The sequence below is a fragment of the Halothece sp. PCC 7418 genome (assembly GCF_000317635.1).
Taxonomy (GTDB): domain Bacteria; phylum Cyanobacteriota; class Cyanobacteriia; order Cyanobacteriales; family Rubidibacteraceae; genus Halothece.
Window position 1 is genome coordinate 2,781,344 of the sequence record NC_019779.1, and the last position, 23,638, is coordinate 2,804,981.

At 43.9% G+C, this 23,638-nt stretch carries 29 protein-coding genes, 1 tRNA gene and 2 pseudogenes; 20 read left to right on the top strand and 12 right to left on the bottom strand.

The features are described from left to right. Positions 1 to 10: 10 nt before the first annotated feature. A complete protein-coding gene (locus PCC7418_RS12560; RefSeq protein ID WP_015226566.1) occupies positions 11 to 1,228 on the bottom strand; it encodes a glycosyltransferase family protein in 1,218 nt (405 codons plus the stop codon). A 343-nt stretch (positions 1,229 to 1,571) separates the two neighbouring features. Here PCC7418_RS12560 and PCC7418_RS12565 point away from each other — a divergent pair, with 343 nt between their 5' ends. The 4 genes and pseudogenes from PCC7418_RS12565 (at position 1,572) to PCC7418_RS12580 (ending at position 5,924) form a co-directional block, all read left to right on the top strand. Further along, positions 1,572 to 3,020, top strand: coding sequence for a cell wall metabolism sensor histidine kinase WalK (locus PCC7418_RS12565; protein ID WP_015226567.1), 1,449 nt, complete (start codon positions 1,572 to 1,574; stop codon positions 3,018 to 3,020). Further along, positions 3,017 to 3,700 (top strand): response regulator transcription factor, encoded by a 684-nt coding sequence (locus PCC7418_RS12570; protein WP_015226568.1) that lies wholly within the window; start codon positions 3,017 to 3,019, stop codon positions 3,698 to 3,700. Before PCC7418_RS12565 ends, PCC7418_RS12570 begins: the two co-directional genes overlap by 4 nt. A 196-nt stretch (positions 3,701 to 3,896) precedes the next feature. Then, positions 3,897 to 4,863: pseudogene (locus PCC7418_RS12575) on the top strand (CobW family GTP-binding protein). A gap of 2 nt (positions 4,864 to 4,865) precedes the next feature. Continuing rightward, positions 4,866 to 5,924 (top strand): WD40 repeat domain-containing protein, encoded by a 1,059-nt coding sequence (locus tag PCC7418_RS12580; RefSeq protein ID WP_015226569.1) that lies wholly within the window; start codon positions 4,866 to 4,868, stop codon positions 5,922 to 5,924. A gap of 25 nt (positions 5,925 to 5,949) precedes the next feature. On the opposite strand, the gene PCC7418_RS21260 is transcribed toward PCC7418_RS12580, so the two are convergent. Both PCC7418_RS21260 and PCC7418_RS12585 read right to left on the bottom strand, forming a co-directional pair. Then, positions 5,950 to 6,318 carry a hypothetical protein gene (locus tag PCC7418_RS21260; RefSeq protein ID WP_315862110.1) on the bottom strand — a complete coding sequence of 123 codons (369 nt, stop codon included), beginning with the start codon at positions 6,316 to 6,318 and terminating at the stop codon, positions 5,950 to 5,952. Then, entirely contained in the window at positions 6,296 to 7,180 is an 885-nt protein-coding gene (locus PCC7418_RS12585) for an FAD/NAD(P)-binding protein (RefSeq protein WP_315862111.1), read from the bottom strand. Before PCC7418_RS12585 ends, PCC7418_RS21260 begins: the two co-directional genes overlap by 23 nt. A gap of 64 nt (positions 7,181 to 7,244) precedes the next feature. Between PCC7418_RS12585 and PCC7418_RS12590 the strand changes: the two genes are divergently transcribed. The 11 genes from PCC7418_RS12590 (at position 7,245) to PCC7418_RS12640 (ending at position 16,236) form a co-directional block, all read left to right on the top strand. Continuing rightward, positions 7,245 to 8,366, top strand: a complete 1,122-nt coding sequence (locus tag PCC7418_RS12590) for a metal ABC transporter solute-binding protein, Zn/Mn family (RefSeq protein ID WP_015226570.1) — start codon at positions 7,245 to 7,247, stop codon at positions 8,364 to 8,366. Positions 8,367 to 8,375: 9 nt separating this feature from the next. After that, positions 8,376 to 9,146, top strand: a complete 771-nt coding sequence (locus tag PCC7418_RS12595; protein ID WP_015226571.1) for a metal ABC transporter ATP-binding protein — start codon at positions 8,376 to 8,378, stop codon at positions 9,144 to 9,146. A 107-nt stretch (positions 9,147 to 9,253) separates the two neighbouring features. Beyond that, entirely contained in the window at positions 9,254 to 10,078 is an 825-nt protein-coding gene (locus PCC7418_RS12600) for a metal ABC transporter permease (RefSeq protein WP_015226572.1), read from the top strand. A 54-nt stretch (positions 10,079 to 10,132) separates the two neighbouring features. Continuing rightward, positions 10,133 to 10,705, top strand: a complete 573-nt coding sequence (locus PCC7418_RS12605; RefSeq protein WP_015226573.1) for a Crp/Fnr family transcriptional regulator — start codon at positions 10,133 to 10,135, stop codon at positions 10,703 to 10,705. 311 nt (positions 10,706 to 11,016) lie between these two features. Next, positions 11,017 to 12,045 carry a dihydroorotase gene (gene pyrC / locus PCC7418_RS12610; RefSeq protein WP_041596259.1) on the top strand — a complete coding sequence of 343 codons (1,029 nt, stop codon included), beginning with the start codon at positions 11,017 to 11,019 and terminating at the stop codon, positions 12,043 to 12,045. Between the two features lie 138 nt (positions 12,046 to 12,183). Continuing rightward, positions 12,184 to 12,474, top strand: a complete 291-nt coding sequence (locus tag PCC7418_RS12615; RefSeq protein ID WP_235620698.1) for a helix-turn-helix transcriptional regulator — start codon at positions 12,184 to 12,186, stop codon at positions 12,472 to 12,474. Between the two features lie 309 nt (positions 12,475 to 12,783). Beyond that, on the top strand, positions 12,784 to 13,212 hold the full coding sequence (locus PCC7418_RS12620; protein ID WP_235620699.1) for a cation transporter: 429 nt from the start codon (positions 12,784 to 12,786) through the stop codon (positions 13,210 to 13,212). Between the two features lie 73 nt (positions 13,213 to 13,285). Continuing rightward, a complete protein-coding gene (locus PCC7418_RS12625; protein ID WP_015226576.1) occupies positions 13,286 to 13,849 on the top strand; it encodes a Uma2 family endonuclease in 564 nt (187 codons plus the stop codon). Between the two features lie 89 nt (positions 13,850 to 13,938). Then, entirely contained in the window at positions 13,939 to 14,697 is a 759-nt protein-coding gene (locus PCC7418_RS12630) for a hypothetical protein (RefSeq protein ID WP_015226577.1), read from the top strand. Further along, on the top strand, positions 14,694 to 15,503 hold the full coding sequence (locus PCC7418_RS12635; RefSeq protein ID WP_015226578.1) for a metallophosphoesterase: 810 nt from the start codon (positions 14,694 to 14,696) through the stop codon (positions 15,501 to 15,503). Before PCC7418_RS12630 ends, PCC7418_RS12635 begins: the two co-directional genes overlap by 4 nt. 13 nt (positions 15,504 to 15,516) lie before the next feature. Further along, positions 15,517 to 16,236 (top strand): metallophosphoesterase family protein, encoded by a 720-nt coding sequence (locus PCC7418_RS12640; RefSeq protein WP_041596655.1) that lies wholly within the window; start codon positions 15,517 to 15,519, stop codon positions 16,234 to 16,236. Here PCC7418_RS12640 and PCC7418_RS12645 read toward each other — a convergent pair. From PCC7418_RS12645 to PCC7418_RS12680, 9 genes and pseudogenes are all read right to left on the bottom strand, one after another. Further along, positions 16,215 to 17,537 carry a permease gene (locus PCC7418_RS12645; protein WP_015226580.1) on the bottom strand — a complete coding sequence of 441 codons (1,323 nt, stop codon included), beginning with the start codon at positions 17,535 to 17,537 and terminating at the stop codon, positions 16,215 to 16,217. The two genes, PCC7418_RS12640 and PCC7418_RS12645, sit on opposite strands and share 22 nt — an antisense overlap. Before the next feature lie 87 nt (positions 17,538 to 17,624). Beyond that, entirely contained in the window at positions 17,625 to 17,867 is a 243-nt protein-coding gene (locus tag PCC7418_RS12650; protein ID WP_015226581.1) for a thioredoxin family protein, read from the bottom strand. A gap of 65 nt (positions 17,868 to 17,932) precedes the next feature. Continuing rightward, on the bottom strand, positions 17,933 to 18,337 hold the full coding sequence (locus PCC7418_RS12655; protein ID WP_015226582.1) for a heavy metal-responsive transcriptional regulator: 405 nt from the start codon (positions 18,335 to 18,337) through the stop codon (positions 17,933 to 17,935). Between the two features lie 141 nt (positions 18,338 to 18,478). Next, positions 18,479 to 18,592, bottom strand: a pseudogene (locus PCC7418_RS19900) (ArsR family transcriptional regulator); the annotation flags it as partial. 125 nt (positions 18,593 to 18,717) lie between these two features. Next, positions 18,718 to 18,791, bottom strand: a tRNA-Val gene (locus PCC7418_RS12660). A 122-nt stretch (positions 18,792 to 18,913) separates the two neighbouring features. Next, on the bottom strand, positions 18,914 to 19,525 hold the full coding sequence (locus PCC7418_RS12665) for a MarC family protein (RefSeq protein ID WP_015226583.1): 612 nt from the start codon (positions 19,523 to 19,525) through the stop codon (positions 18,914 to 18,916). Positions 19,526 to 19,546: 21 nt separating this feature from the next. Further along, a complete protein-coding gene (locus PCC7418_RS12670) occupies positions 19,547 to 19,978 on the bottom strand; it encodes a universal stress protein (protein ID WP_015226584.1) in 432 nt (143 codons plus the stop codon). Positions 19,979 to 20,013: 35 nt separating this feature from the next. Next, on the bottom strand, positions 20,014 to 21,522 hold the full coding sequence (gene nhaC, locus PCC7418_RS12675) for a Na+/H+ antiporter NhaC (protein WP_015226585.1): 1,509 nt from the start codon (positions 21,520 to 21,522) through the stop codon (positions 20,014 to 20,016). A gap of 261 nt (positions 21,523 to 21,783) precedes the next feature. Further along, the gene (locus tag PCC7418_RS12680; RefSeq protein WP_015226586.1) at positions 21,784 to 22,095 is read right to left on the bottom strand and encodes a hypothetical protein; all 312 of its coding nucleotides are present in this window, start codon (positions 22,093 to 22,095) and stop codon (positions 21,784 to 21,786) included. 267 nt (positions 22,096 to 22,362) lie between these two features. On the opposite strand from PCC7418_RS12680, the gene PCC7418_RS19450 reads away from it, so the two are divergent. The 5 genes from PCC7418_RS19450 (at position 22,363) to PCC7418_RS21145 (ending at position 23,604) form a co-directional block, all read left to right on the top strand. Next, positions 22,363 to 22,770, top strand: a complete 408-nt coding sequence (locus PCC7418_RS19450) for a hypothetical protein (RefSeq protein ID WP_051030548.1) — start codon at positions 22,363 to 22,365, stop codon at positions 22,768 to 22,770. Between the two features lie 174 nt (positions 22,771 to 22,944). Then, the gene (locus tag PCC7418_RS21140) at positions 22,945 to 23,067 is read left to right on the top strand and encodes a hypothetical protein (protein WP_255348257.1); all 123 of its coding nucleotides are present in this window, start codon (positions 22,945 to 22,947) and stop codon (positions 23,065 to 23,067) included. Positions 23,068 to 23,113: 46 nt separating this feature from the next. Then, positions 23,114 to 23,356, top strand: a complete 243-nt coding sequence (locus PCC7418_RS12690) for a DUF433 domain-containing protein (protein ID WP_015226588.1) — start codon at positions 23,114 to 23,116, stop codon at positions 23,354 to 23,356. Continuing rightward, positions 23,340 to 23,486, top strand: a complete 147-nt coding sequence (locus PCC7418_RS20965; protein WP_235620700.1) for a DUF5615 family PIN-like protein — start codon at positions 23,340 to 23,342, stop codon at positions 23,484 to 23,486. Before PCC7418_RS12690 ends, PCC7418_RS20965 begins: the two co-directional genes overlap by 17 nt. Further along, on the top strand, positions 23,476 to 23,604 hold the full coding sequence (locus tag PCC7418_RS21145) for a DUF5615 family PIN-like protein (RefSeq protein WP_255348258.1): 129 nt from the start codon (positions 23,476 to 23,478) through the stop codon (positions 23,602 to 23,604). The genes PCC7418_RS20965 and PCC7418_RS21145 overlap by 11 nt, the downstream gene beginning before the upstream one ends. The last annotated feature ends 34 nt before the right edge of the window (positions 23,605 to 23,638 follow it).

Genomic DNA, 23,638 nt, shown 5'->3' on the forward strand with positions numbered 1-23,638 from the left:
ACTAAACCGTTTAAACGGCAACGGAGTGAAGCCGAGGGTCAAAGTGATAATCTTGATTCAATAGTCTGAGCAAAGCCTCAGTAATGCGAGGCAACGCTTTAAAATCAAGAGAATACTGAGCCGTCAAGCCGTGGGAAGCAGAAAGTTCTTTCGCCATCGCTTGTGCTAGTCGCAGTGGCGTTAACTGCTGCGGATGAAGAACACTCAATAGCCCAAGTTCCGCTAAGCGTTGGGCGCGAATCCATTGTTCTGCTACTGGTTCAATCCGAGGCACAACAACCGCTCGCTTTTGTAAGGAGAGAATTTCGCTGACAGTGTTGTACCCCCCCATAGAAATCACCAAATCAGCAGCGCTCATATAACTCGCCAAATCATTAGTAAACTCTAACCAGTGCCAATGGGGAACTGGACGAATGCGTTCTATGAATTGCTGTTTGTGGGCTAAGGGCATTTCGGAACCGCCCACAATTAAACTAATGAAGTTTTGATCCCCCATGTCTGTCGCTTGGGCGTGCAAATAGGCATCTAACAGGCGAAACCCATCCTTCCCCCCACCAGGGGTGACTAAAATAAAGGAGTCACGTTCGGTTATTCCTAGGGCTTGGCGAATTGCTTCTGGAGGTTGCAGACCTTGAGGGCGTTGAATATAGCCCATGAAATGGGTTTTTGCCTGGAGGGTAGTAGAAAAGCGGTATTGTTTTGAAGCATTGAAAATTTCTGGACTCCCCACAATCCAAACTTCGTCGTAAAGGGATTCAGTGAGGGAATAATAATTTTCCCGTTGCCATTGCGCGATCGTCGCTTTTGGACTATCTAAAATATCCCGCAGGAGTAACACATAGCGTGTCTTGGGATGGTGATATTTTAAGTAATCTAAGGTCGCTTGGAGTTCTCCTTGTAACCCATTGGGCTTTTTATCCACCAAGAGAAGATCTGGTTGGAAATGAGCAGCTGCGGTACAAATGAGGTGTTTTCTTAAATTGAGGGTATCCTCAAATTGACCGTTGAGAAAGGTAACGGTTAATTTGCCCTCTTGATTGCGACCCAGACAAGGCAACTTAATGTAGTCTAGTCCTTTAGGTAAGCGGAGTTGATGTAGAGCAGGTGATCCAGAGACAACGAGGATTGATAAATTGGGAATTGCTTGCAGGAGATGTTCGCAGATTGCCAGCATTCGGCGGATATTACCTAATCCGAACGCATCATGGGAATAGACCATTAACTTCATCGGGATATTCTCCTTAAAGGGGGAATGAGAGAGAAAGGGAGAACTGTTGCAAGATTTTCAGTGACATTTTTTCTTTCGCAGCGATCGCAGCCTCAAAATCCAAACGGTTAAACTGGATCGTTATTCTTATCCTGACGGGGCTTTATAAAAAATTAATGATTCTGAAATGAGAACCAGTTCATGAGCTTTCATGAAAATTGGATGAAAATTTTCTTATAAAATGGCTAGGATTGAGGAGATTGGCGAAACAATGGAACTTCTCAGTATTAATACTTGTCTAATTGATGAAAGACGTTGTTCTGTTTGATTTTTAACTCCCACGTACTGCATTCAAGCCTTCACTGTGAAATCAGTCATTGATTGTCTTAATTTTCGCAATTATTTCAAATCAACTCGCACTCGCATCCTGCTGCTATATCTGTTGACTCTAATCGGCGTGGTTGCAATTGCCACTCCCATCTTTCAGTTCCTCTTTTTGTCAGCAGTTGACGAGAGAGTACGAGCCGATCTCAGCGAAGAACTAGAAAAGTTTGAGGAGTCTTATCAACAGTGGAATGCCCAAACCCCAGACACGAAAGCAGCACTGACCGATTTTATTGATGAGTTTTTAGCAGAAACCCGTCCGGAAGATGACAATTTTCATCTGATGATCTTAGACAATCAGTTGCATCAGGCAAAGCCCACACCCCTCCCCCAAATTATTCAGTCTCACCCAGAATTGATGCCGAGGTGGCTGACTCTAGAAACGCCCATTCACGGAACGCTAGCTGTTGACGATCCAAAGATCGGAAGTGTTATTTACAAAAGCTATCTCTTAGAAGTGAACGAGCAACCGCGGGGACTTTTTGTCACAGTCCACTTGAGTGCTGGTGAACGAGCCGAAGCGTGGGCAGCAGTGCTGATCTTTATTGAGGTTGCCTGTGGGGTAATCCTGGTTGCTTTTTTACTGGCTTGGATGGCAAGCGGTCAACTGCTCAAACCCGTTCAACAATTAGCCAAGACGGCAAAAATCATTAATGAGGATAATCTCAATCAGCGCTTAGTTGTCAAAGGAACGGGAGAGCTAGCAGAATTAGCGAGCACGTTTAATATCATGATGGATCGCGTCCAAACTGCTTTTGAGAATCAAAGAAGCTTTACCAACGATGTCAGTCATGAGTTACGAACGCCAATCACCATTATTCAAGGGCATCTTGACGTAATGAGTGCGGATCCCAAGGAACAAGCAGAAACATTGACTGTGGTCTTCAGCGAATTGGAACGCATGAAACGGCTTGTCAATGACATGATTTTATTGGTCAAAGCAGAGCAAGATAATTTTTTGTATCTGGAAGAAATTAATCTAAAGCGGTTTGTACAAGAGGTCTTTAGTAAGGCAATTATACTCGCTGATCGTAATTGGCAATTAGAGATAACAGCAGAGGGTAGTTTTTGGGGAGATCGCCAGCGCTTAACAGGGGCTTGGATGAACTTGGTTCAAAATGCCATTCAACATACTGATCTCGAAGACACCGTTGAATTAGGATGTGCTGTTTCTAAAAACACCCTACGCTTTTGGGTGCGAGATACAGGAGAAGGGATTGCGAAAGGGGATCAGCAACATATTTTTAACCGTTTTGCGAGGGTAAAGAATGATCGTCGTGCTTCAGAAGGAGTAGGCTTAGGACTCACCATTGTTGTTGCTATTATGAGAGCTCATGGTGGATATGTGGAATTAAGTAGTGAAGTAGGAGTGGGATCAACATTTACCCTAATTTGTCCGCGGAAATACCAGAAAGAGGTTGACCAATGACTCAAATCCTAATCATTGAAGATGAGACCCAAATTACGTCTTTTTTAGAAAAGGGATTAAAGGCAAATGGTTTTACAACAACCGTTGCAACTGAGAGTGAAGAAGCCCTCGCGATCGCGATCGATAGTCAAATTGACCTTGTTTTACTCGACTTATCTCTTCCAGGCGAGGATGGTTTATCACTGCTGCAACAACTGCGAGGACAAGGATTCGCTGCTCCCATCATTATTGTTACCGCTCGCGATGATATTCAAGATAAAGTCACTGGGTTTGAATGGGGAGCAGATGATTATGTCACCAAGCCCTTTCGCTTTCAGGAGTTATTAGCCCGCATTCGCGCTCGGTTGAGAGTCTCGCTACATCATCAAAATGCTCCAAACGATCAGATTCTGCAAGTTCAGAATCTCACCTTAGACCTACGCACCCGTCGCCTCACGGTGAATGACGAGTTCGTAGAACTATCAACCCGAGAGTTTATTCTTCTAGAGACATTTATGCGCCATCCTAATCAGGTGATGAGCCGAGAACAACTAATGGATCAAGTTTGGGGCTACAACTACGTTCCAGGCTCTAATGTGGTTGATGTTTATGTGGGCTACCTTCGTAAAAAGTTGGGCAATGAACGCATTCAAACGGTTCGAGGAATGGGCTACCGCTTAAGAAATGTCATGCAGGCATAATAGGCTTTTAAGCTAACCCCTTTCCGAAAAAAAGTAGGATAAACTAAGCATTTTTGTTAAACGGATTTAGCGAGTCCATTTTATTTCGCGATCGCGCTCCCAAATACCGTCAGATTTTTAATTTTTTGTTAAATCCCTTTACGATAGAGTCGGGTTAAAATGATAATGATTATCATAACAATTCAAGGATGAACTGATGGTTACGACTCAAAACTCTGTCCCTGTCACCGTTTTAACGGGTTATCTCGGTGCTGGTAAAACGACTCTACTGAATCGGATTTTGACTCATGAACATGGCAAAAAAGTTGCCGTTGTTGTCAATGAATTTGGAGAAGTTGGCATTGATAACCAGTTGGTGGTTGATACCGATGAAGAAATCTTTGAGATGAACAATGGCTGTATTTGCTGTACGGTGCGCGGTGATCTGATTCGGATGATTGGGAATTTGATGAAACGGCGGGATAAATTTGATCATTTGGTTATTGAAACCACAGGAATTGCTGATCCAGCGCCAGTGATTCAAACGTTTTTTATGGATGAAGATGTCCGCGCAGAAACTAACTTAGATGCAGTGATTACACTGATCGATGCTAAACATATCCATCAACACGCTCGATGCGGAAGAAGCCCAAGAACAAATTGCTTTTGCGGATGTAATTTTGCTGAATAAAACGGATTTAGTGAGTCCAACGGAATTGGAAGATTTAGAAGGACGCATCCGAGGGATGAATGCAATGGCAAAGATTTATCGCACGCAGGATGCACAAGTCGAAATGGATCATATTTTGGGGGTGCAGGCGTTTAACCTCGATCGCGCTTTAGAAGTCGATCCTGATTTCTTGGGAGAAGACGGGCACGAACATGATGAAACTGTCAAATCAGTGGTAATTGATGAGACGGGAATGCTCGATGGCGATAAACTAGACCAGTGGGTCGGTGAACTTCTCCGCAACCAAGGGCCCGATATTTTTCGGATGAATTGCCTTCTCAACATTCAAGGAGAGGACAATCGCATTGTGTTTCAAGGGGTGCATATGTTGTTTGATGGCAAGGCGGATCGCCCTTGGCTTCCCAATGAAACCCGTAAAAATGAACTGGTTTTCATCGGACGTAACTTAGATGAAACTGCACTCAAAGCTGGATTCCGAAACTGTTTAATTTAAAAATGAGAAGTCGTATCGCATTTGAGCCCACAGGAGAGAGTCGTTTATCGGATTATATCAGCGCGATCGCGTGGTCGCCAAAGGGAGACTTTTTCGCGGTCAGTGCTGCTTCTGGAGAAGTTGCCCTTTTCAGCTTAGACTCCTTTGTCCCTGTTTTCCTACAACCCGCCAATGATTATACAGTTGATTGTCTCGCCTTCTCTAGTGATGGTCAATTTCTAGCCAGTGCGGGACAATCAGGACAGGTGAAAATCTGGGAGGTGTCTTCTGATCCTCCTCAAGTAGTCGCGACCCTAGATTATCCTTCTACGTGGATTGATTGTTTAGCATGGAATCCAGTGAATCATCAGCTTGCCTTCAGCTTGGGAAAGTATAGCCAAGTTTGGGATGCAATAACTCAAGAAATTGTCACCACTCTGAATCTTGAAACCTCATCGGTGCTAGATTTAGATTGGCGCAATGACGGGTTATGGCTGGCGGTGGGAGGCTATCAGGCGACACAAGTTTGGAATACTCAAGACTGGAATGATGACCCCGAATTGATTGAAGTTCCTTCTGCGAGTATTGCGGTGAAATGGTCTCCTGACGCTCGTTATTTGGCTTGTGGAAACCTCGATCGCACACTGTTGGTTACGGAATGGGGAAATCCTGATCCTTGGGTCATGCAGGGCTTTATGGGTAAAGTTCGTCAACTGGCTTGGTCTGCTTATCCCAATCGTGCGGGTGCGCCGTTGTTAGCGGCAAGTAGCGGAAATGATATTGTAGTTTGGGAACGGAGCAAAAATCAACGCATTGGCTGGAGTAGTGAAGCGGTCAGTCATGAAGAACAAGTGGCTGCTATGGCGTTTCATCCCGAAAGTTTAAGACTCGCCTCAGTGGGGAAAGATGGTTGGCTTCACTTTTGGCATCGCGGTCAGAAGCTACTACAATCATTTGACCCGACCTTAGAGGGGTTTTCTACTCTGAGTTGGCATCCGCATGGTCATCATCTGGCTGCTGGTAGTGAAGCGGGAGAAGTTTTTCTTTGGTCGCAAACCCAAAGCGGACGTGGGTTTGGTTAATTTAAGATTTAAAGCTGGTTAAAGTCTATGATCGAGATGAATAAGCCAAATTAGTTTTAGTTAAAGCAGGAACAATCAAATCACTTGCCATCCTTGCTCCTGCTATATTTCTGGCAACGGGTCCCACTTGTAGCCCAGCATAAGCGCCCATCATAAACAATTCACAGCCTTGCCAACGCAAATGGGAATCGAGAACAGGTAAACCATTAATGACTTTGATCGGATATCTTTCCCGAATCAATGAGAGTAAAGGATGTTCCTCCACATTCGTTTCATGACCTGTTCCTAGCCAAATGCGATCGACATTCAGGTGCTGACCATTATTACAATCAACGTGCCAATAATCCCCTTCCCAAACCGCTTGTTTAACTTCACAGTGCGGAGATAGTATCACTTTTCCTTGATGCTGTTGTTGCCGTAACTTGGTCATCACACGCTTGAGTCATCGACCCGCCATTTCGTGCTGTTTGCAATAACTGAAAGCGTTGATACCAGTCAGTTTCCGCCCAAAATCCCTTGAGATATTTTGGCCCCAGCCAACCTGGATCAGCATCAAATAGTTTTTCCTGAAAATTGCGCCTTGCCATTAAAATCACTGTTGCCCCCAGCTTGGTCGCACCCAAGGCTAAATGTCCACTGGTTAACCCACCGCCGACAATCAAAATTATTTCACCGCGCAGACTTAAATTTCGTAAATCAATTTGGCTACTGTGGCACAACTGATGACGCAAGTGTAGAGATGACAACTGTTTTGCCCAATCTGGAATAATCGGTTTTCCCGCCCCCACTGCTAAAACCACTCGTCGCGCTGTTAGAGTTTCTCCTGTGGATAGGTACAGTTGAAATTTACGCTGAAGGGGGGTAAGACTTAGTACCCTTGCAGGATATACTGTATTTTGTAACTGCAAGTTTTGAATTAAATCTTCGCGAACCCCCCTTACATCCCCCCTAATAGGGGGGACAGAGGGGGGTTGAGTTCCAGGTAAATCGTAGGGCGGAAAAAATTCATGGCGACGATGTTCGCCAAAGTTGCGGAGGGCTTGCGGGTTGGGATGAGGATGATGGGGAGAGGGCGATCGCAGATGAGGAATCTGAAACGCACTAAATTGATGATACCACTGCTGCATCCACCTCCCAGAAGGATCGAAAACCATCAAACGATTCCTCATTGACTTTTTCTTCTGTAACAGATGTGTGACAAGGGTTAAGGCTTGAGGTCCCGCGCCAATAATGGCGATATCGATCGAGGTCTTCATTATGACAAAATAGAGTTCTTATACTAAAATGATAATCATTATCACACAAGATACAAGATCAGTTATGTTTTTCCAGCATCGATCGTCATTTCTTTTCGCAAGTCTCCTCGCGTTGGGCTTAGGAAGCTGTGGTCCCACTGCTACTCCTTCTAGTGAATCCCAAGAAACAAGCAATGAGACAGCAGAAGCAACATCGGAAGAAGAGTTGCAGATTGTAACCACCTTTTTGCCGATGACTCACTTTACCAAAGCCGTGGTGCGCGATCGCGCGGAAGTGACCCAACTGTTACCTACCAATACGGGACCTCACGATTATCAAGCCAAACCCACTGATGTCCAAACCATTGCCAATGCCGATGTTTTGGTGAAAAATGGTTTAGAACTCGAAGTCTTTTTAGAGGATATGATCGCTAATGCGAATAATCCCGATCTTGTGGTTATTAACACCAGTGAAGGGGTCGCAACCATTGCTTATGGAGAAGAGGACGGTCATGATCATCACGATCATTCAGACCATGATCACGACCATGATCATGATCACGATCATGGAGAAAAAACTGAAAGCCACGATCATGAAGAACACGGTCACAGCCACGATCATGGAGAATTTGACCCGCACGTTTGGCTTGATCCGAAACGCGCAATGGAACAAGTGAAAAACATCCGCGATCGCGTCATTGCCATTGATCCAGAAGGAGAAGCCATCTACACTGAAAATGCCGATGCTTATCTCGAAGAACTCAAAGCCTTAGATGAAGAGATTTCTGATCAATTGAGTCCTTATGCTGGAGAAACCTTTATTACCTTCCATGACTTCGCCAGCTACTTTGCTGAAAGCTACAACTTAGAATCACAATTCCTTGTTGATATTCCAGAAGAAAACCCCTCCCCTGAAGAGGTGAAGTCTGTCATTAATACCGTCAAAGCCAAAGGAATTAAAACCCTATTAAGTGAACCGCAAGCAGGAGAGAATTCTTTTTCTGCTTTAGCCAAAGACCTCGATGTCAGTATTAGCGTCTTTGATCCCATTGAAACTGGCAGTTCCGGGGCGCTGCAACCTGATTATTATCTGGAAGCGATGCGCCAAAATACGGAGAATTTAGTCAATGGGTTAAAACAGAACAATCAGTCGAGTTTGCTACCAGAAAAAAAGGGAGATGTCTCACCCGTCGCTGTAAGATTTTAGGAGTGGGGAATGTCCCAACCAGTATTAGAAATTGAAGATTTAACGGTGTATCGCGGAAAAACTCCTGCTGTGGAACAAGTTTCTCTGACCTTAAATGCTGGAACTGACACGGCAATTATTGGTCCCAATGGCGCGGGAAAAAGTACGCTGATTCAGTCTATTTTGGGGATTTTACCGCGCTACGCAGGAGAAGTCTATATCTTAGGACATCCTCTGACGCGCAAAGGAAAGTTAGATCAACGAGTGCGTCAACAAGTGGCATATCTTCCCCAAAATTTCGGCTTTGATCGACGGATTCCTATTCAGGTGGAAGAGTTTGTGGGGTTGGGTTGGCATCGTTTGAGCCTCCAATTTCCTTGGTCGCATCAAAAACAATGTAGCCTTGCTGTGGAAGAAGCCTTAAGCCGAGTTGAGGGTCTTTCTCTTCGCCATAAACCGATTAGTCAGCTTTCTGGAGGAGAAACGAAGCGGGTGTTACTGGCTTATTGTTTGGTGCGCCCACGACGCTTGTTGATTTTGGATGAAGCCCCCGCAGGCTTAGACTTTCGCGGTGAATCCGACTTTTATCAGTTACTGTATGAACTGAAAAAAGAACAGGACTGGGCAATTTTACAAATTTCTCATGATTTAGATATGGTCAGACGACACTGCGATCGCGTGATTTGTTTTAATCGCAATATCTTGTGTCAAGGTTCTCCTGAATCAGCCCTCTCTTCAGAAAATCTCGCTTTGGCTTATGGAGAAGAGTTTGTTCGTTATCAACATTCTTGCAAGGAATAATCCCATTTTAATCAACTTGCGCCACATTGTGATCCCCCCAACCCCCCTTACTAAGGGGTGCTAAGGGCGGATCAACTGTACTTGACTTTTTAGAAATGGTATAAGCAATGATTTTAGAAACCGAAATCACCCGCGCTTTGGGGTTATTAGAATTTCCTTTCATGCAACGCGCCTTAATTGGCGGTGTTCTCACGGGGTTAATGGGAGGAATCCTCGGCAGTTTCACGATTTTAAGACAGTTATCCTTCTTCAGTGATGCTTTAGGACACTCGGCACTTTTGGGGATTAGTCTGGGGTTACTGTTGGGGTTGAATCCCTCCCTGATTTTGTTACCCTTTGCGGTCATTTTTGCGTTTGGTATTGCCTATCTTTTGCAACGGACAGAACTCTGGACAGATGCGTTACTCAATATTGTCTATTCTTCTTCTTTAGCTGTGGGGATTATTATTCTCAGTTTTGTCGATCAGTACAAAGGAAGCATCAACAGTTTACTCTTCGGGGATATTCTCGCTGTGGGAGAAGGAGATTTAATATTAAGCGGTTTCCTCTTGCTGTGTTGTCTGGCTTTTATTGGTCTAACCTTGCGGACTCAACTGTTACTAACCTTAAATGAATCCCTCGCGATCGCGCGGGGCATTTCAGTTTCCCTTCATCGTACCTTATTTATCGTTCTCCTCTCCTTAGTCGTCGCCGTTTCCATCAAAGCGGTAGGCGTTTTACTCGTGAGTGCGTTTGTGGTTATTCCCGCTTGTACAGCGCGATTATTGAGTCGCGGTTTTAGTCATTATGTGTTGTTTTCTGCCAGTTTCGGGGTGTTCTGTGCAGTATTGGGCATTATCCTCTCTGCGCTGTTCGATTTGCCCTCGGGTCCGAGTATTGTCGCCACCCAGTTCGGTGTCTTTTTGAGCGCAATCGGATTAAGAAGAACTTAACGAATCTTTAATTTAAGTGTAAGATAGAAATAATTGCAAATTTTTTTTATTAAGATGATGAGTGCCGAGCAAAACCCTTTCCCTACGCAACCATTGAGTTTCACGAAACAAGCACGCTTCATACAAGGACAGCATCTACCAATTTGGCAAAATTGGGCTTGGTTGATTGAAACTGGAGTCGTGAAAACTTATACTTGGAATGAGCAAGGAAACACCATTATTTTGGGCTATTGGGGCAAAGGAGAATTAGTTGGTCAAGCCTTATCAGTGGTTTCTCCCTATCAGGTAGAATGTTGCACCCCTGTAGAAGCACAACAAGTTCCCGCGACGCTTTGGTCGAGTTGGGGAGAGTGTTTATCTCAGCGCTGTCAGCAAAGTGAAGAATTATTATTTATTCATCGCTGTGAACCCTTGCAAGAACGGTTACGTTTATTCTTATTTTGGTTAGCCCGCAAGTTTGGGCAACCCGTCAAAGAAGGGTGGAAAATCTGTTTTAAGTTAACTCATCAAGAACTTGCTGATGCCATTGGTAGTTCCCGTGTGACAGTCACCCGCCTGTTAAGAAAGTTAGAACAACAAGGTATTATTAAGCGTTTTGGTCGCAACTGTATTGTGGTCAAAGAATGATTAAATACCAGAGCCAACAATTATTCAAGATGAGAGAGAGCAGTAATATGGCTCGATCGCGTTTTTAGGCACTGCAGTTCCCCATTTGTGTCGCAGTTTGTTTCGCACCTTATATCACCAGTTATAGTGCTACGCGCTTCAGATTGAGAGAACACCGAAGTAAAAAGGCTTTCTATAGCTGATGAATCGCTTGGTTTGTAGGCTCGGAATTCCATGATTATTCCTTGGGTAGTGATGAGGGGAGTGAACTTTGCAATATCGTCATGTCACCTAACGACGTGAAACCTTTATTTTCATCTTATAATGAAGGAATGCAAAAGCTCACCATTACCCGACCTGACGACTGGCATCTGCATCTCCGTGATGGTGCAATCCTAAAAGCGGTTCTGCCCTACACAGTGCGCCAGTTTGCCCGCGCGATCGTCATGCCAAACTTGAAGCCTCCGATCCGCTCAGTTGCGGATGCAAAAGCCTATCGCGATCGCATCCTCGCTGCCATTCCAGAGGACAAACCGTTTGAACCATTGATGACGCTCTATCTCACCGACAACACAACCCCCGACGAGATCTTCCGAGCGAAAGAATCCCAATTTATCAAAGCAGTTAAATACTACCCAGCTGGGGCAACAACCAACTCAGATTCTGGTGTAACGGATATTCGCAAGTGCGATCGCGCGTTTGAAGCAATGCAGGAAGTAGATATGCCGTTACTACTGCACGGGGAAGTGACCGATCGCGATGTTGATACGTTTGATCGCGAGAAGGTGTTTATCGAGCGACATTTAATCCCCCTCAAGCAAAGATTTCCTAACCTGCGGGTGGTGCTTGAGCATATCACCACTTCTGATGCAGTGCAGTATGTTCTCTCTACCAGCGCGATCGCGGCAACTATTACGCCACAACATTTGTTATTTAACCGTAATGCCCTGTTTAAAGGTGGTCTGCGTCCCCATTTTTATTGCTTGCCGATTTTGAAACGGGAGGAGCATCGTCAGGCTTTGTTACAAGCAGCAACATCAGGGAATCCGAAGTTTTTTCTCGGTACGGATAGTGCTCCCCATACCCGCACCAGCAAAGAAAGTTCCTGTGGTTGCGCGGGATGCTTTTCGGCGCTGCACGCCCTTGAGTTGTATGCCGAAGCATTTGAAAGTATGCAAGCCCTAGATAAACTGGAAGCCTTCGCTAGCTTTTATGGTCCAGATTTTTATCAACTACCGCGTAATACCGAGCGAGTTACCTTGTCTAAAACGACTTGGCGCGTTCCTGATCAAGTTCCATTAATGGAATCTGGGCTTGTCCCTTTAGGGGCGGGGCAGGAAATGACATGGCAAATGATATGACATTCCCCGCAAGTGTCTCATCAGTTAGACTGTTACTAATTCCCAATACAAAAAATACTGATGGCAAAGGAAAAACAGACTGATGTTTGCCAAACTTTTTGTTTCGAGACTGAGAGGGTCAACAATGCCCTCAGCACAATGCCGAGTGATGAAATCCTAGAAGAAACGCAAATCCTTTTTAGCGCTTTAGCCGACCAATCACGCCTGAAAATTCTCTACGCTCTCGGTAACGGTGAGGAACTGTGTGTGTGTGATATTGCTACGATGCTCGGAGTGAAAGTTGCAACCGCTTCCCATCAACTCCGCAAACTCCGCGACCTCAAAATCTTAAAATATCGCAATGAAGGAAAATTAGTTTATTATTCCCTGCGAGATCAGCGAGTCATGGATATTCTTAAGTTTGCTTTAAGTCAAATGATCCCCTGTTAGCTTTCTTCATTCAAACATTCATTTGAATATTATACAATTGACCTAGATATCGAAGGGGTTGATGACAAAACGTTTGTCTTAACCTTCAAACATTTGCTTGAATATAATAAGAAAGAGGGAAAATGGCTGATAATTGCTGTCAAGGGAAAACTCAAGCTCTCGAAAAGCTAAAAGGACGACAAAAGCGGGTTCTTTGGATCGTCTTAGGGATTAATGCTGTAATGTTTTTTGTCGAATTTGGGGGAGGGGTACGCGCCCAAGCGCTCTCGCTAACGGGTGATTCTCTGGATATGCTCGGGGATACGAAGCGTGTATGGGAGCAGTCTCTATGTGCTGAATCAAGGTCGCAAAGCACAAGCGAAATCAGCTTTATTGAAAGGGGGAATTATGTTTCTCTCCGCGATCGCGGTATTTGCGCGAGCAACCTACCAGCTTTTTGTCGGGGGAATACCTAATGCTCATCTCATGAGCAGTATCGGTTTGTTGGCTCTAGGAGCAAATCTGATCTGTTTGTATTTACTGACTCGTCACCGCAACGACAACCTCAACATGAGTGCGGTTTGGCTGTGTTCTCGCAATGACATTATCGCCAATACATCAGTTTTAGCGGCTGCAGGTCTTGTTTTTCTGACTCACTCTCCCATTCCTGATTTAGTGGTTGGACTATTGCTGACGGTTGTTTTTGCCAAATCAGCAGGGAAAGTCCTTTCTCAAGGATGGAGAGAACTGCAAGTTTAAAGGTTTAGGGATGAGCTGTCTTCTATCAGAGTGGCTGTGGCTTAAAATTTGATTAGTTGAGGGAATTGAGATTATGGTACAACTTCCAGACAAAACCATCACCTTAGAGGAGTTTCTGAAGCATCGGGAAACCAAGCCAGCCAGTGAATACATTAATGGACAGATTATTCAAAAGCCGAGGCAACAAGGAAAGCATAGTACTTTGCAAATTGAATTAGCCTCTGCTATCAATCAAGTGGGAAAAGCAAAAAAATTAGCTTATGCGTTTACAGAACTCCGTTGTACGTTTGCTGGACACTCCATCGTTCCAGATATCGCTGTATTTGAGTGGCAAAGAATCCCGTTAGATGAGAATGGTCAAATTATTGATCGATTTGAAATCGTTCCAGATTGGATTGTTGAAATTCTCTCTCCTGAACAATCGACAAATCGGGTAATTCGCAAAATTGTCTTTTGTCTTAAAAATGGGACAAAATTAGGTTATCTCATTGACGCTGATGATCAATCAATAACAGTCTTTCAGCCCGATCGACTCCCTGAAGTAAAAGAGAAACAAGATGTTTTACCCGTATTAGACGCTTTGCAGGATTGGCAAATTACTGTAGAAGACGTATTTAACTATCTAAGTTTTACCTAAGAACTAGGAATAGTCTCTATAGCGGTACCCAACAGACTGATCAAGAGTCTGTTAAACTATAATTTGATAATGATTATCATTTTGAAATTATGAGTTCTCCTTCTCTAATTGCAGTAGCAGGACCCTCTGGCAGTGGGAAAACCACTTGGATTAGCCAGTATTTAAAACAACCCGCTACTCCCACCTATTACCTTTGTCCAGGCTTAGGGAATGCTTCAGTTGATCTCGCTGGTATCAATTATCGTTTTCCTTGGGTACAAACGATTCAAGACACAGAAGCGCAAACCATTCTCAGCAGACTCTCGGAAGAAGCAGTGGTTTATGTGGAATTAGGGTTTTATTTGGATCTAGCCTCCCCTGTTCTCACTTCCTTTCCTTGTCATCGGGTGGCGGTTGTTCCCCCAGAAACTGAATCGTCACAATGGCAAAACTGGGCTGATGAAATCATTACTGGCAATTCTGTTCAATTCTCACAATATGGTGACTCGCCTCAAATTTGGTGTCGCCCCTTAACGGGACAAGTATTTGATCCGCCCAGCTTAGAAACGATTTGGATGGAAATCATCGGGGGTGCTTATGGTCAAGTGCAACGGGCGAAAGGTCTTTTTGAACTTCCTGATGGAACGCTGATCCAGATGGATTTTGTCGATGCGCTTCCTGGTAGCGAGTATCGAGAGTTAAATGTTCCTCGGTGGTTGGAAGGGCGACCGAATCGTTTTAGTGGAATGGAAGTGGTGGGCTGGAATTTGGAAGAAAGCACTATTAAACAGATTTTACTGGAGAGTTGCTTGTCAGATCATGCCCTGAGCCAGTATCAAAGTTATTATCAGGAGACGATCGCGTTATGAAATTAGCTGTTATTTCCTGCATTCATGGCAATTATGAAGCCTTAACTGCTGTTTTATCCGACATTGAAGCCCAAAAAGCCGATCGCGTTTACTGTTTAGGAGATTTAGTCGGTTATGGTCCCTATCCTAACGAAGTAGTTGAGTTAATTCGGGATTTAGAGATTCCCACCTGTCAAGGCTGTTGGGATGAAGATGTGGTGGAAGGGTTAGACGCTTGTGAGTGTAGTTATCCCTCGCAAATCGCAGAAAAACGGGGAAAACTTGCCCATGAATGGACCAATCGGGTTCTGAAATCAGACGTGCGGGACTATTTAGCCAATTTACCGATGATTCTGAAAGAAGACAATCTCTGTTTTGTTCACGGTAGCCCCAACAGCCAACATGAATATCTCTTACCTGATACAGCAGGATTAATTGCACTGGAACGAGTTTTATCCATAGGGGCGGATACCTTGTTTTGTGGACATACCCACATTCCTTATGTTCGCAAGTTAGACAATATGAAGTTATCGGTGCAAGTGCAACAACCCGAAAAAATGAGCAACAACACCCTGACCACGCCGATGAAACGAATTATCAATGCTGGGTCAGTAGGAGAACCCCGTCACGGAAAACCCGATGCGACGTATGTTCTGTATGATACTGAAACTGAAGAAGTGACGTTGCGGGAAGTTCCTTATAATTACACTAAAACCTGTTTAGCCATTTTAGAACAAGGACTGCCCCCGATTTTTGCTTGGCGGTTAGCGCGAGGTCTGGAGTTTGCAGAAAAAGCAGATGATCCGACTCATGTTTGTCAGAAGTGAGGAAGCTGGAACAATGACACAGTGGGCGATTTTAAGCGGGATTGAAGGGAATTTACAGGCTTATGAGGCGGTTCTCGCTGATATTAAGGGTCAAGAAATTCCAGTTACAGCGATCTACATTCTAGGAGATATCATTGGGTTACAGGGCGATAATGAAGCAGTAGTGAAACGGATTCAGTTTCCTTACGCCGATGAAGTGAAACCGCAAGTGTGTACGGGGTGGTGGGAAGAACAATGTTTTGATTTGTATGCTTTCAGTGGTGTTGGAGAAGCCGTCGCCTTACGAGAACGTTATGGGACTGATGCGATTCTCAAGTTATGGGAATCTGTTTCCAGAGAAACCGTACAATGGTTACGCAGTCTGGACTTTGGCTTTCACGAAGAAGACTGTTTGCTCATTCATGGCAGTACCGTAAGTTACGATGACGAGTTGACTCCCGAAACACCAGCGATTCAAATCTGTGACCGTGTTCTCAGAACAGAAGCAGAGACCTTATTTTGTGGGCGATCGGGGTTAACCTTTACCTACTCTGTGGAAAGAGCAAGTCTTGATTCCAGCACCCGAACCTTAGAAAAAACACAACAAACGTCACAAGAAACCCTGGCATTTTGTCGAGTGATTGGTGTGGGTAATGTGGGACATACGCCCCAAAAATCGACCTATACTTTATATCAACCCCTGACCAAACAAGTAACCTTTCAAACCGTTGACTATCCAACCAATCCTCCATAAATCAAGCCACTCAACATCGCACAGACCACCACAAGGAAAGCAAACACTGCTGTTTTCTTTGTCCCCAAAAGACTGCGAATGACCAACAAATTTGGGAGTGAAATGGCAGGACCGGCAAGTAATAACGCCAAAGCAGGTCCTTGTCCCATCCCATTGCCAATTAACCCTTGTAGAATTGGAACTTCCGTTAGTGTAGCAAAATACATAAATGCCCCGATAATTGCAGCAAAGAAATTAGCCAACAAGGAATTTCCCCCTACAGCCTGCACAATCGATCCTGAAGGGATCAGAGCTTCCTGTTGCGGACGACCTAATAAGAATCCAGCCACTAAAATTCCCATCAGCAAAAGAGGTAAAATTTGCTTGGCATTATCCCAAGAAGACTCAAACCAGTCTCCTGCTTCTCCTTGATGAGTGCTAGTCAGCCAAGATAAACCAACCACAGCAACACTAAAGGGAACTAAAGGGGTTTCACTAAATTGCCAAGACAGCACTGACGTTACCGCGGCGATTAAAATTACCTTTCCTCGGTTCAAATGAAACCAGACAACCAGCATGACAGCTAAGGCTAAACCGAGTAATCCTGTCAGCCACCATTTTAGGGAATCAACCCTATACCAAAAGCCTGTGGTAGTTTCTGGTTCTGCCCAATTCGCAAAGACTAAAATTCCCACTAAAACCGCGAAAAATAACGCATTTTGCCATAAGGGGCGGGTTTCTTCTTCATCAGGGAGAATGGCTGAACCATTTCTTTCATCAGGTTCATCTTTAAATGCAAATTGCATCCCTAAGCCAATAATAATACTAAACGCGATCGCGCCGATCGCACGGGCGATTCCGAGTTGCACTCCTAAAACCTTTGCAGTCAGAATAATCGCTAAAACATTAATCGCAGGCCCCGAATAGAGAAACGTAATCGCAGGTCCTAACCCTGCACCTCGGCGGTAAATCCCTGCAAACAAAGGAAGCACCGTACAGGAACAAACGGCCAAAATAATCCCAGAAACAGAAGCCACCCCGTAAGAAACAAAGGGATTAGCTTTACTACCGAGATATTTCATAATAGCATTTTGACCTAAGAAAACCGCGATCGCGCCCGCAATAAAAAATGCTGGAATCAAACACAGTAAAACGTGCTCTTGAGCATACCACCGCACCAGATAAAGGGCTTCCCAGAAGGCTTGTTCTACCCGTTCTGATTGCTGTAAAACATTGACTGGTAAATAGAAACACAGTAGGAAAACACCAATAATAACTGATAGCGGTTTCCATTCTTCCCGCCAAAATGACGATTTTTCCATGATTCTCCCTCCTTAATAACGAAAAATGAACAGATACACGCCCCCCGTCTTTGAGGAGAGGCTTCAATCGAGATGTCCTAATCGGGTTTAGGCTTTTAAGTAGGGTTGAATTTCTTGAGCACTTAGCACTTTTCCCTGTGTTACGACTTGATCGTTAATAACCAAAGCGGGGGTTTTCATTACCCCTCGTTCTGCAATTTGCATGGGATCAGTGGTATGGAAAACGTCTCCCTCTAAATCAAGATTAGTCAGCGCAGCTTTCACATTCGCTTCGAGTTGCTGACATTTTTTACAGCCTGTTCCTAAAACTTCGGCTTTAATTGCACTCATCGTTAGATTTCCCCTTCATTAATAACTGATTAATTTCAGAGTAATCCTTATACTGTAGTATAAGGTCAAGGGGTTTCGGAAAAATCATCAAGAGCAATACATTCGCGATCTTGATCAAGATAGGCTTCACAGTGTTTGAGTAAAGGGACAAGTTCTGCTCGTAATTGGGAATAGCGATTAATTTTTCGGTCAATTTCGGTAATTTTCTGTTGTAATCGCTCATAAACCGCTTGACAAGTCAGCGATTCTCCCTCTTTCAGGGCTAAAATTTCTTTGATTTCCTCAAGGGTTAACCCCAATGATTTAACACGGAGGATAAATGAGAGGCGTTCTATATCTTCTTCGTTGTAAAGGCGAAAACCACTTTTTGTTCTCTGAGGGGAGGGAATTAAACCAATCCTTTCATAAAAATAGAGCGTTTGCGGATTCACTCCTAACTGATGAGAGACTTCGCTAATCTTTAAGCCCATTGTTTTTTACTGATTTGTCAAATAATCGACCTGATTTCCTATTGAACCTCTTCCATTAAACACGAGGTTCATTTAGACGTTCAAGTAAATGCCTAATTGAGTTCAGCGCGATCGCGCAACTAGGCTCGTGATCAAAGGTTATCATTTTTCATCCAGATGCTCAGCCACCGCTTGATATAACTCTAGGATGTGGTGATCCGCTAGGTGATAAAACACTTTACGTCCTCGCTTTTGGTAGGCGACAAGACGCATCGCACCGCACGCATTAATTTATAACTTGAGCTTATCTATACCCACTAAAACTATTAAACTAACTAATAACGCTAGCTTAAGGTTGTACAAATCTTGTACAACGGATTTAGGTGATATCTGGAAAGCAATGGACGTAACTGGACTCGAACCAGTGACCTCTACGATGTCAACGTAGCGCTCTAACCAACTGAGCTATACGTCCGAACGCTTTGCTAATATAACATGAATTCTTGTTTGATGGCAAACCCCAATTTCAGATTTCCTGATTACGCTTTACCTTCTTCTCGGACTAAGATTGAGCTAATCGCACTCTATTTTGCTCAGTTATAACGTCAGAAAATAGTCTTGAATCCCTCCTAAAATAATTTCTGTTGCTAACGCAGCCACCAGTAACCCTAAGATACGAGTAATAACATTAACCCCTGTGCGTCCTAATGCTTTCTGAATTAAATTCGCAAAGAGTAATGCGACATAAGTAAAGATCAAGACTGTCATTAAGGCTAAGGAAGTAATTGCCTGATCGATCGCGCCAAATTTGGTATTATCAGTCAATAAAACAACGGTCATAATCCCGCCTGGCCCTGCGATGAGTGGGGTTGCGAGGGGAAAAACAGCAAGATCGATGGAAGATTCAGGATCAGTTGATGCTGAGTGTTCGTCTTCATTTAAAACCATGCGTAAACCGACAATTAATAACAGTAATCCCCCAGCAATTTTAAAGGCTGGTAAACTAATGTCTAAGGCGCTTAATAAAGTTTGACCGCCAATCATAAAAGCAAATAAAATAATCGCTGAAATGCCAACCCCTAATAAAGCAATTCTCTGGCGACTGACTTGGGGTTCTTTTTGAGTAATGGCAATAAAAACTGGAACTAACCCCACTGGATCAATGACAACAAACAGCGTTGTTGCATCTTGAAGAAAGTGCTGAAACATAAACCCTCTCGATAATAGTTGCTAAGACCGACGATGAAAAAACACAATGTCACAGGGGGCGCGACGGTTGACTCTGCCTTCTATCGTACCTAATAAATAATCCACTGGTTCTGCGCGATCGCAGTTGAGAAAAATTAAATCGACTTTTTCTTCTTCCGCAACTGCTAAAATTTGGGTATGAACTAAACCATAGCGAAGGATAATATTCTCCATTAACGCTTCGGGAAGGTAACGAGCAACAAACTCTTCAAGGGCTTCTCGCACTTTCGCATCTGCTTTTTCTTTAAACTGATCGGGTAGCAAAGGACTCAGAAAATATGAGTCATAATCGGGAAGCACGGTCATCAGTAAAAACTTTCCGTTTAAAGCGCTTGCATACGCGATCGCGCGGTTCAAAAAGTTTAGATTATAGTCAAGCTGATTAACATCAACATACAGTAAAATTTTCAACATTGTCGTGTGTCCAAGTGGTGATCTTCAGTTCTTTTTTAATCAGAAGACCGAACCGATTCTGAAACCAACATTTCAGTTTCATCCAATGTTTCTAATCGAATGCGATCAATGGTTAAATTCATTACGCCTAAAAAGACAGAGATGATAGGACTGAGGAGGTTAAAAAAGCAAAAAGGAAGATAACTCAGCGTAGAAACCCCTAACACCCCAGAATGAAACGCTGCGCCAGAATTCCAGGGAATTAATACAGAAGTGACGGTTCCCGAATCTTCAACCGCACGGGAGAGGTTTTTGGGATGCAATTCTTTTCTGAGATACGCTGCTCGAAACATCCGCGCTGGCACCACGATCGCGATATACTGATCAGAAGCAGTGGCATTGATAAACAAGCAGGTGGCAACAGTTGCACCAATCAACGTTCCCGCACCCCTTGCCCCAGCGAGAATCACATTAGCTAACTTGCGAAGCATCCCACAGGCTTCTAACATGCCGCCAAACACCATCGCACAGATAATCAGCCAGACGGTGTTCAACATACTCGCCATTCCCCCCCTGGAAAAGAGAGAGTCAATGACTTCGTTTCCGGTTTCAATACTAAAGCCACTGGCTGCAACGGTAACCAGTACACCATAAGCCTTCCCTAGAGAAAAGCCACCCTCCATCATGTTCCCTAACAAGTCTTGCTGAAACATGACACCCGCTAAACAGCCTAAAAGCACTCCGCCAATCAAAGCAGGTAAAGCTGGGACTTTCAATGCAACCATTGTTACCACTGCTAAGGGAACAAGCAAGAGCAAGAGATTAATATTAAAGTTATTGATGATTGTACTTTGCACATCCGCGATCGCGTCACTATTCAAGGCACTCCCTTGGTAGAAAAAGCCCAGAATCAGAAAGCCAACCAAGGATAAAACAATCGCCGGACCTGAGGTATAAACCATGTGGCGAATGTGGGTAAATAAGTCTGTCCCCGCCATTGCCGGTGCAAGATTCGTAGTGTCTGATAACGGCGACATTTTATCACCAAAATAAGCACCAGAAATAACCGCTCCTGCAACCATTCCCATGGGAACTCCAAGTGTCTGACCAATGGCAATCAGGGCGATGCCGATCGTGCCACTGGTTGACCAACTACTCCCCGTACACAGGGAAACAATACAACTCACCAAACAGCTAACCGCAAGAAACACACTCGGATTAATAATTTCTAAGCCATAATAAATCATTAGCGGAACGATGCCACTGGCAATCCAAATCGAAATCAATGATCCAACCACCAATAGGATTAATATCGACTGCATCGCCATCGCGATCGACTTAATCACTTGTTTTTCTAAATAAATATAAGACAGCCCTAAGGAAAACACCCCTAGCATCCCAGCGACTAAAGAGGCAATCAGCAAAGCAAGCTGATTGGGACCAAAGGTGGCGTTATCTTTGAAGATGACAACATTAAACACCATCAGCGCAATCAAAACACTGATTGGGATTAAAGATAAAGTAATTGAAGGGTCTGGCTGATTAAAATTGTTTTGTTCTTGCATTACATGATTTTTAATCCTATTGCTTCAACTTAGCGTTGGCAATTCCTTAATTTTGTTCTTTGGAATACCAGTTACAGTAGTTAACCATGAACCAAATAATGTACAGACGTTTCATGGAACGTCCCAACAGATATTACTGACGCGCTTTGTAGCTCAACAGATTAAGAAAAGCTATATTAAGGCGTTATGAGGTTTTGTGCTCAAACCAGTTCCAAGTGAGTGAGGGGTGAAGCTAGCCCGCAGAGCGAGCCTGATATTCGTTTACTGGAATTTTAAGCGATACTGAGTGCAAACCCGTTGCTGTTCAGGATTCATCTTTTCAAAACGACGCACAAAGTCCGCCTCTGCCCGTTCAACCATTTCTCCGATTGTATTAGACGCGGTATAAACCATTGCTTCGAGAACACTTTTCGTTAAAGCGTCGATATCATCAGTGGGTTCAGTATTTGCAGCAACATTTGCCATAATTTCTTCTAAAGAAAAGACATAAGCATGGGGATAGTTCTGTTGAGTCGCCTCCACATATTGAGTATGTAACGCTTGCAGCTTTGTTTTTTCTGCTGTTAAAACCATATATGCTGTACTTCAGTTCGACTCCTTCAGGTTACTGATTGTTAATTTACATTACTGTTTATTGTGAACTTTATGATTTTCCTTGACTTTTGTCTTGATTAATGAGACTGCAATTGAGTGAAGCTCAGCGACGCTCAGCCAAACGGTTGTTGACACTTTTTTGATTGTCGATTTAAGTTATTCTATAACCATAGAGTGAAAAATTGACTGCCTAAGATTATCCGTTTGTGGGAAGTTTTGATCATGGCTCGGAACTTATTTTAGTAAATGAAGCAAAACCAAGAAAAGGAGGTTGTCAGCGATATGCGTCGTTTGACACTCGGCACTCTTACCACCTTACTGCTCACTTTAGGAGCTACAGGAACAGCACAAGCAGAAGCCATGTCTTCTGGAAATGAACAAGTTCGGGTTCAAGGACACCAAAATGTCCGCAGTACCGAAGCATTTAATCTCGTCGCTTCTGCTTATCGGGGTGAGTTCAGATCCCAAGGAGTACCTAGCTATGGGAATTTAGAGCAAGCCTACGCAACTGGACAAATTGACGCAGAAACCTTAGTGAACCGCGCGATCGCTGCGGGAGAACTTGCACCAGCAGCGGCTCAAGATGAAGATTATCTCAATGCAGTTAGTCTTCACTTATCGGACTTAGTCGATCGCGGACAAGACGACAGTTAAAATTTTAACGGCAATAAACACCAGTAATCAACCCCATAGATTGATCGATGCTTTTTTCTTACTTTTTGATTAATTCATAAGAAAAAGGTCGTGAACCCCCCGTCATTTCTAATACCATTTTCGACCAGTCACAGATTACACCTTCGGAAAACGGAAGGGGTTAGAGGGTGGGCAATGCCCACCCTACAATTTAATTCAGGAGCGCGATCGACGCTGAGCTTTGCGCGATCGCGCATTTCCTTCAATGTTCAAACCTTTTTCGATCAACTCGTTATAATTTTAAAAAGTTTAGAATAAAACGCTACTTTCCAGCATCACTGCTTGATCCAAGTGCATTACTCTTATGACACTAGACCGTATTACTAGCGATCCGAACCGTATGAACGGTCAACCTTGCATTCGTCATCTCCGCCTAACGGTGCGCCGAGTGCTGGAATTAATTGCAACCTATCCTGATCGTCAAGAACTATTTCAAGAGTTTCCTGAGTTAGAAGAGGAAGACCTCCAACAAGCACTCATTTTTGCCTCTTCCTACTTGGATGATTATATTATGGAACTACCTAAAAGTAATGAGACTGCTGCTTGATCAGGGCTTACCTCGCTCTGCTGCAACTCAACTCTCTGAAGCTGGAATCAATACAATTCATGTTGCTGAAATCGGTTTGTCAGCAGCAGATGATCAAGACATCCTCCAGAAAGCGAAAGATGATAAATAATCGAGTTGTTATTACCCTTGATGCAGACTTTCATGCTCTATTAGCCCTCAGTGGTGCCGATTCTCCTTCTGTAATTCGCATCCGAGTCGAGTTCGTATGCGTCACCTCCCACTGGTAAAAGATAGCTAGAATAATGAACAATCGCGCTCTAT

Coding starts and splice junctions, on each gene's coding strand:
- PCC7418_RS12655 (WP_015226582.1), bottom strand. CDS start 18,337: ATGGGCTTAAAGATTAGCGAAGTCTCTCATCAGTTAGGAGTGAATCCG.
- PCC7418_RS12590 (WP_015226570.1), top strand. CDS start 7,245: ATGTTTTTCCAGCATCGATCGTCATTTCTTTTCGCAAGTCTCCTCGCG.
- PCC7418_RS12650 (WP_015226581.1), bottom strand. CDS start 17,867: ATGAGTGCAATTAAAGCCGAAGTTTTAGGAACAGGCTGTAAAAAATGT.
- PCC7418_RS12595 (WP_015226571.1), top strand. CDS start 8,376: ATGTCCCAACCAGTATTAGAAATTGAAGATTTAACGGTGTATCGCGGA.
- PCC7418_RS12665 (WP_015226583.1), bottom strand. CDS start 19,525: ATGTTTCAGCACTTTCTTCAAGATGCAACAACGCTGTTTGTTGTCATT.
- PCC7418_RS12670 (WP_015226584.1), bottom strand. CDS start 19,978: ATGTTGAAAATTTTACTGTATGTTGATGTTAATCAGCTTGACTATAAT.
- PCC7418_RS21145 (WP_255348258.1), top strand. CDS start 23,476: ATGATAAATAATCGAGTTGTTATTACCCTTGATGCAGACTTTCATGCT.
- PCC7418_RS19450 (WP_051030548.1), top strand. CDS start 22,363: ATGAAGCAAAACCAAGAAAAGGAGGTTGTCAGCGATATGCGTCGTTTG.
- PCC7418_RS12560 (WP_015226566.1), bottom strand. CDS start 1,228: ATGAAGTTAATGGTCTATTCCCATGATGCGTTCGGATTAGGTAATATC.
- PCC7418_RS12625 (WP_015226576.1), top strand. CDS start 13,286: ATGGTACAACTTCCAGACAAAACCATCACCTTAGAGGAGTTTCTGAAG.
- PCC7418_RS12680 (WP_015226586.1), bottom strand. CDS start 22,095: ATGGTTTTAACAGCAGAAAAAACAAAGCTGCAAGCGTTACATACTCAA.
- pyrC (WP_041596259.1), top strand. CDS start 11,017: ATGCAAAAGCTCACCATTACCCGACCTGACGACTGGCATCTGCATCTC.
- PCC7418_RS12690 (WP_015226588.1), top strand. CDS start 23,114: ATGACACTAGACCGTATTACTAGCGATCCGAACCGTATGAACGGTCAA.
- PCC7418_RS12585 (WP_315862111.1), bottom strand. CDS start 7,180: ATGAAGACCTCGATCGATATCGCCATTATTGGCGCGGGACCTCAAGCC.
- nhaC (WP_015226585.1), bottom strand. CDS start 21,522: ATGCAAGAACAAAACAATTTTAATCAGCCAGACCCTTCAATTACTTTA.
- PCC7418_RS12570 (WP_015226568.1), top strand. CDS start 3,017: ATGACTCAAATCCTAATCATTGAAGATGAGACCCAAATTACGTCTTTT.
- PCC7418_RS12605 (WP_015226573.1), top strand. CDS start 10,133: ATGATGAGTGCCGAGCAAAACCCTTTCCCTACGCAACCATTGAGTTTC.
- PCC7418_RS12580 (WP_015226569.1), top strand. CDS start 4,866: ATGAGAAGTCGTATCGCATTTGAGCCCACAGGAGAGAGTCGTTTATCG.
- PCC7418_RS21140 (WP_255348257.1), top strand. CDS start 22,945: ATGCCCACCCTACAATTTAATTCAGGAGCGCGATCGACGCTGAGCTTT.
- PCC7418_RS12640 (WP_041596655.1), top strand. CDS start 15,517: ATGACACAGTGGGCGATTTTAAGCGGGATTGAAGGGAATTTACAGGCT.
- PCC7418_RS12615 (WP_235620698.1), top strand. CDS start 12,184: ATGCCGAGTGATGAAATCCTAGAAGAAACGCAAATCCTTTTTAGCGCT.
- PCC7418_RS12635 (WP_015226578.1), top strand. CDS start 14,694: ATGAAATTAGCTGTTATTTCCTGCATTCATGGCAATTATGAAGCCTTA.
- PCC7418_RS12600 (WP_015226572.1), top strand. CDS start 9,254: ATGATTTTAGAAACCGAAATCACCCGCGCTTTGGGGTTATTAGAATTT.
- PCC7418_RS12630 (WP_015226577.1), top strand. CDS start 13,939: ATGAGTTCTCCTTCTCTAATTGCAGTAGCAGGACCCTCTGGCAGTGGG.
- PCC7418_RS20965 (WP_235620700.1), top strand. CDS start 23,340: ATGAGACTGCTGCTTGATCAGGGCTTACCTCGCTCTGCTGCAACTCAA.
- PCC7418_RS12645 (WP_015226580.1), bottom strand. CDS start 17,537: ATGGAAAAATCGTCATTTTGGCGGGAAGAATGGAAACCGCTATCAGTT.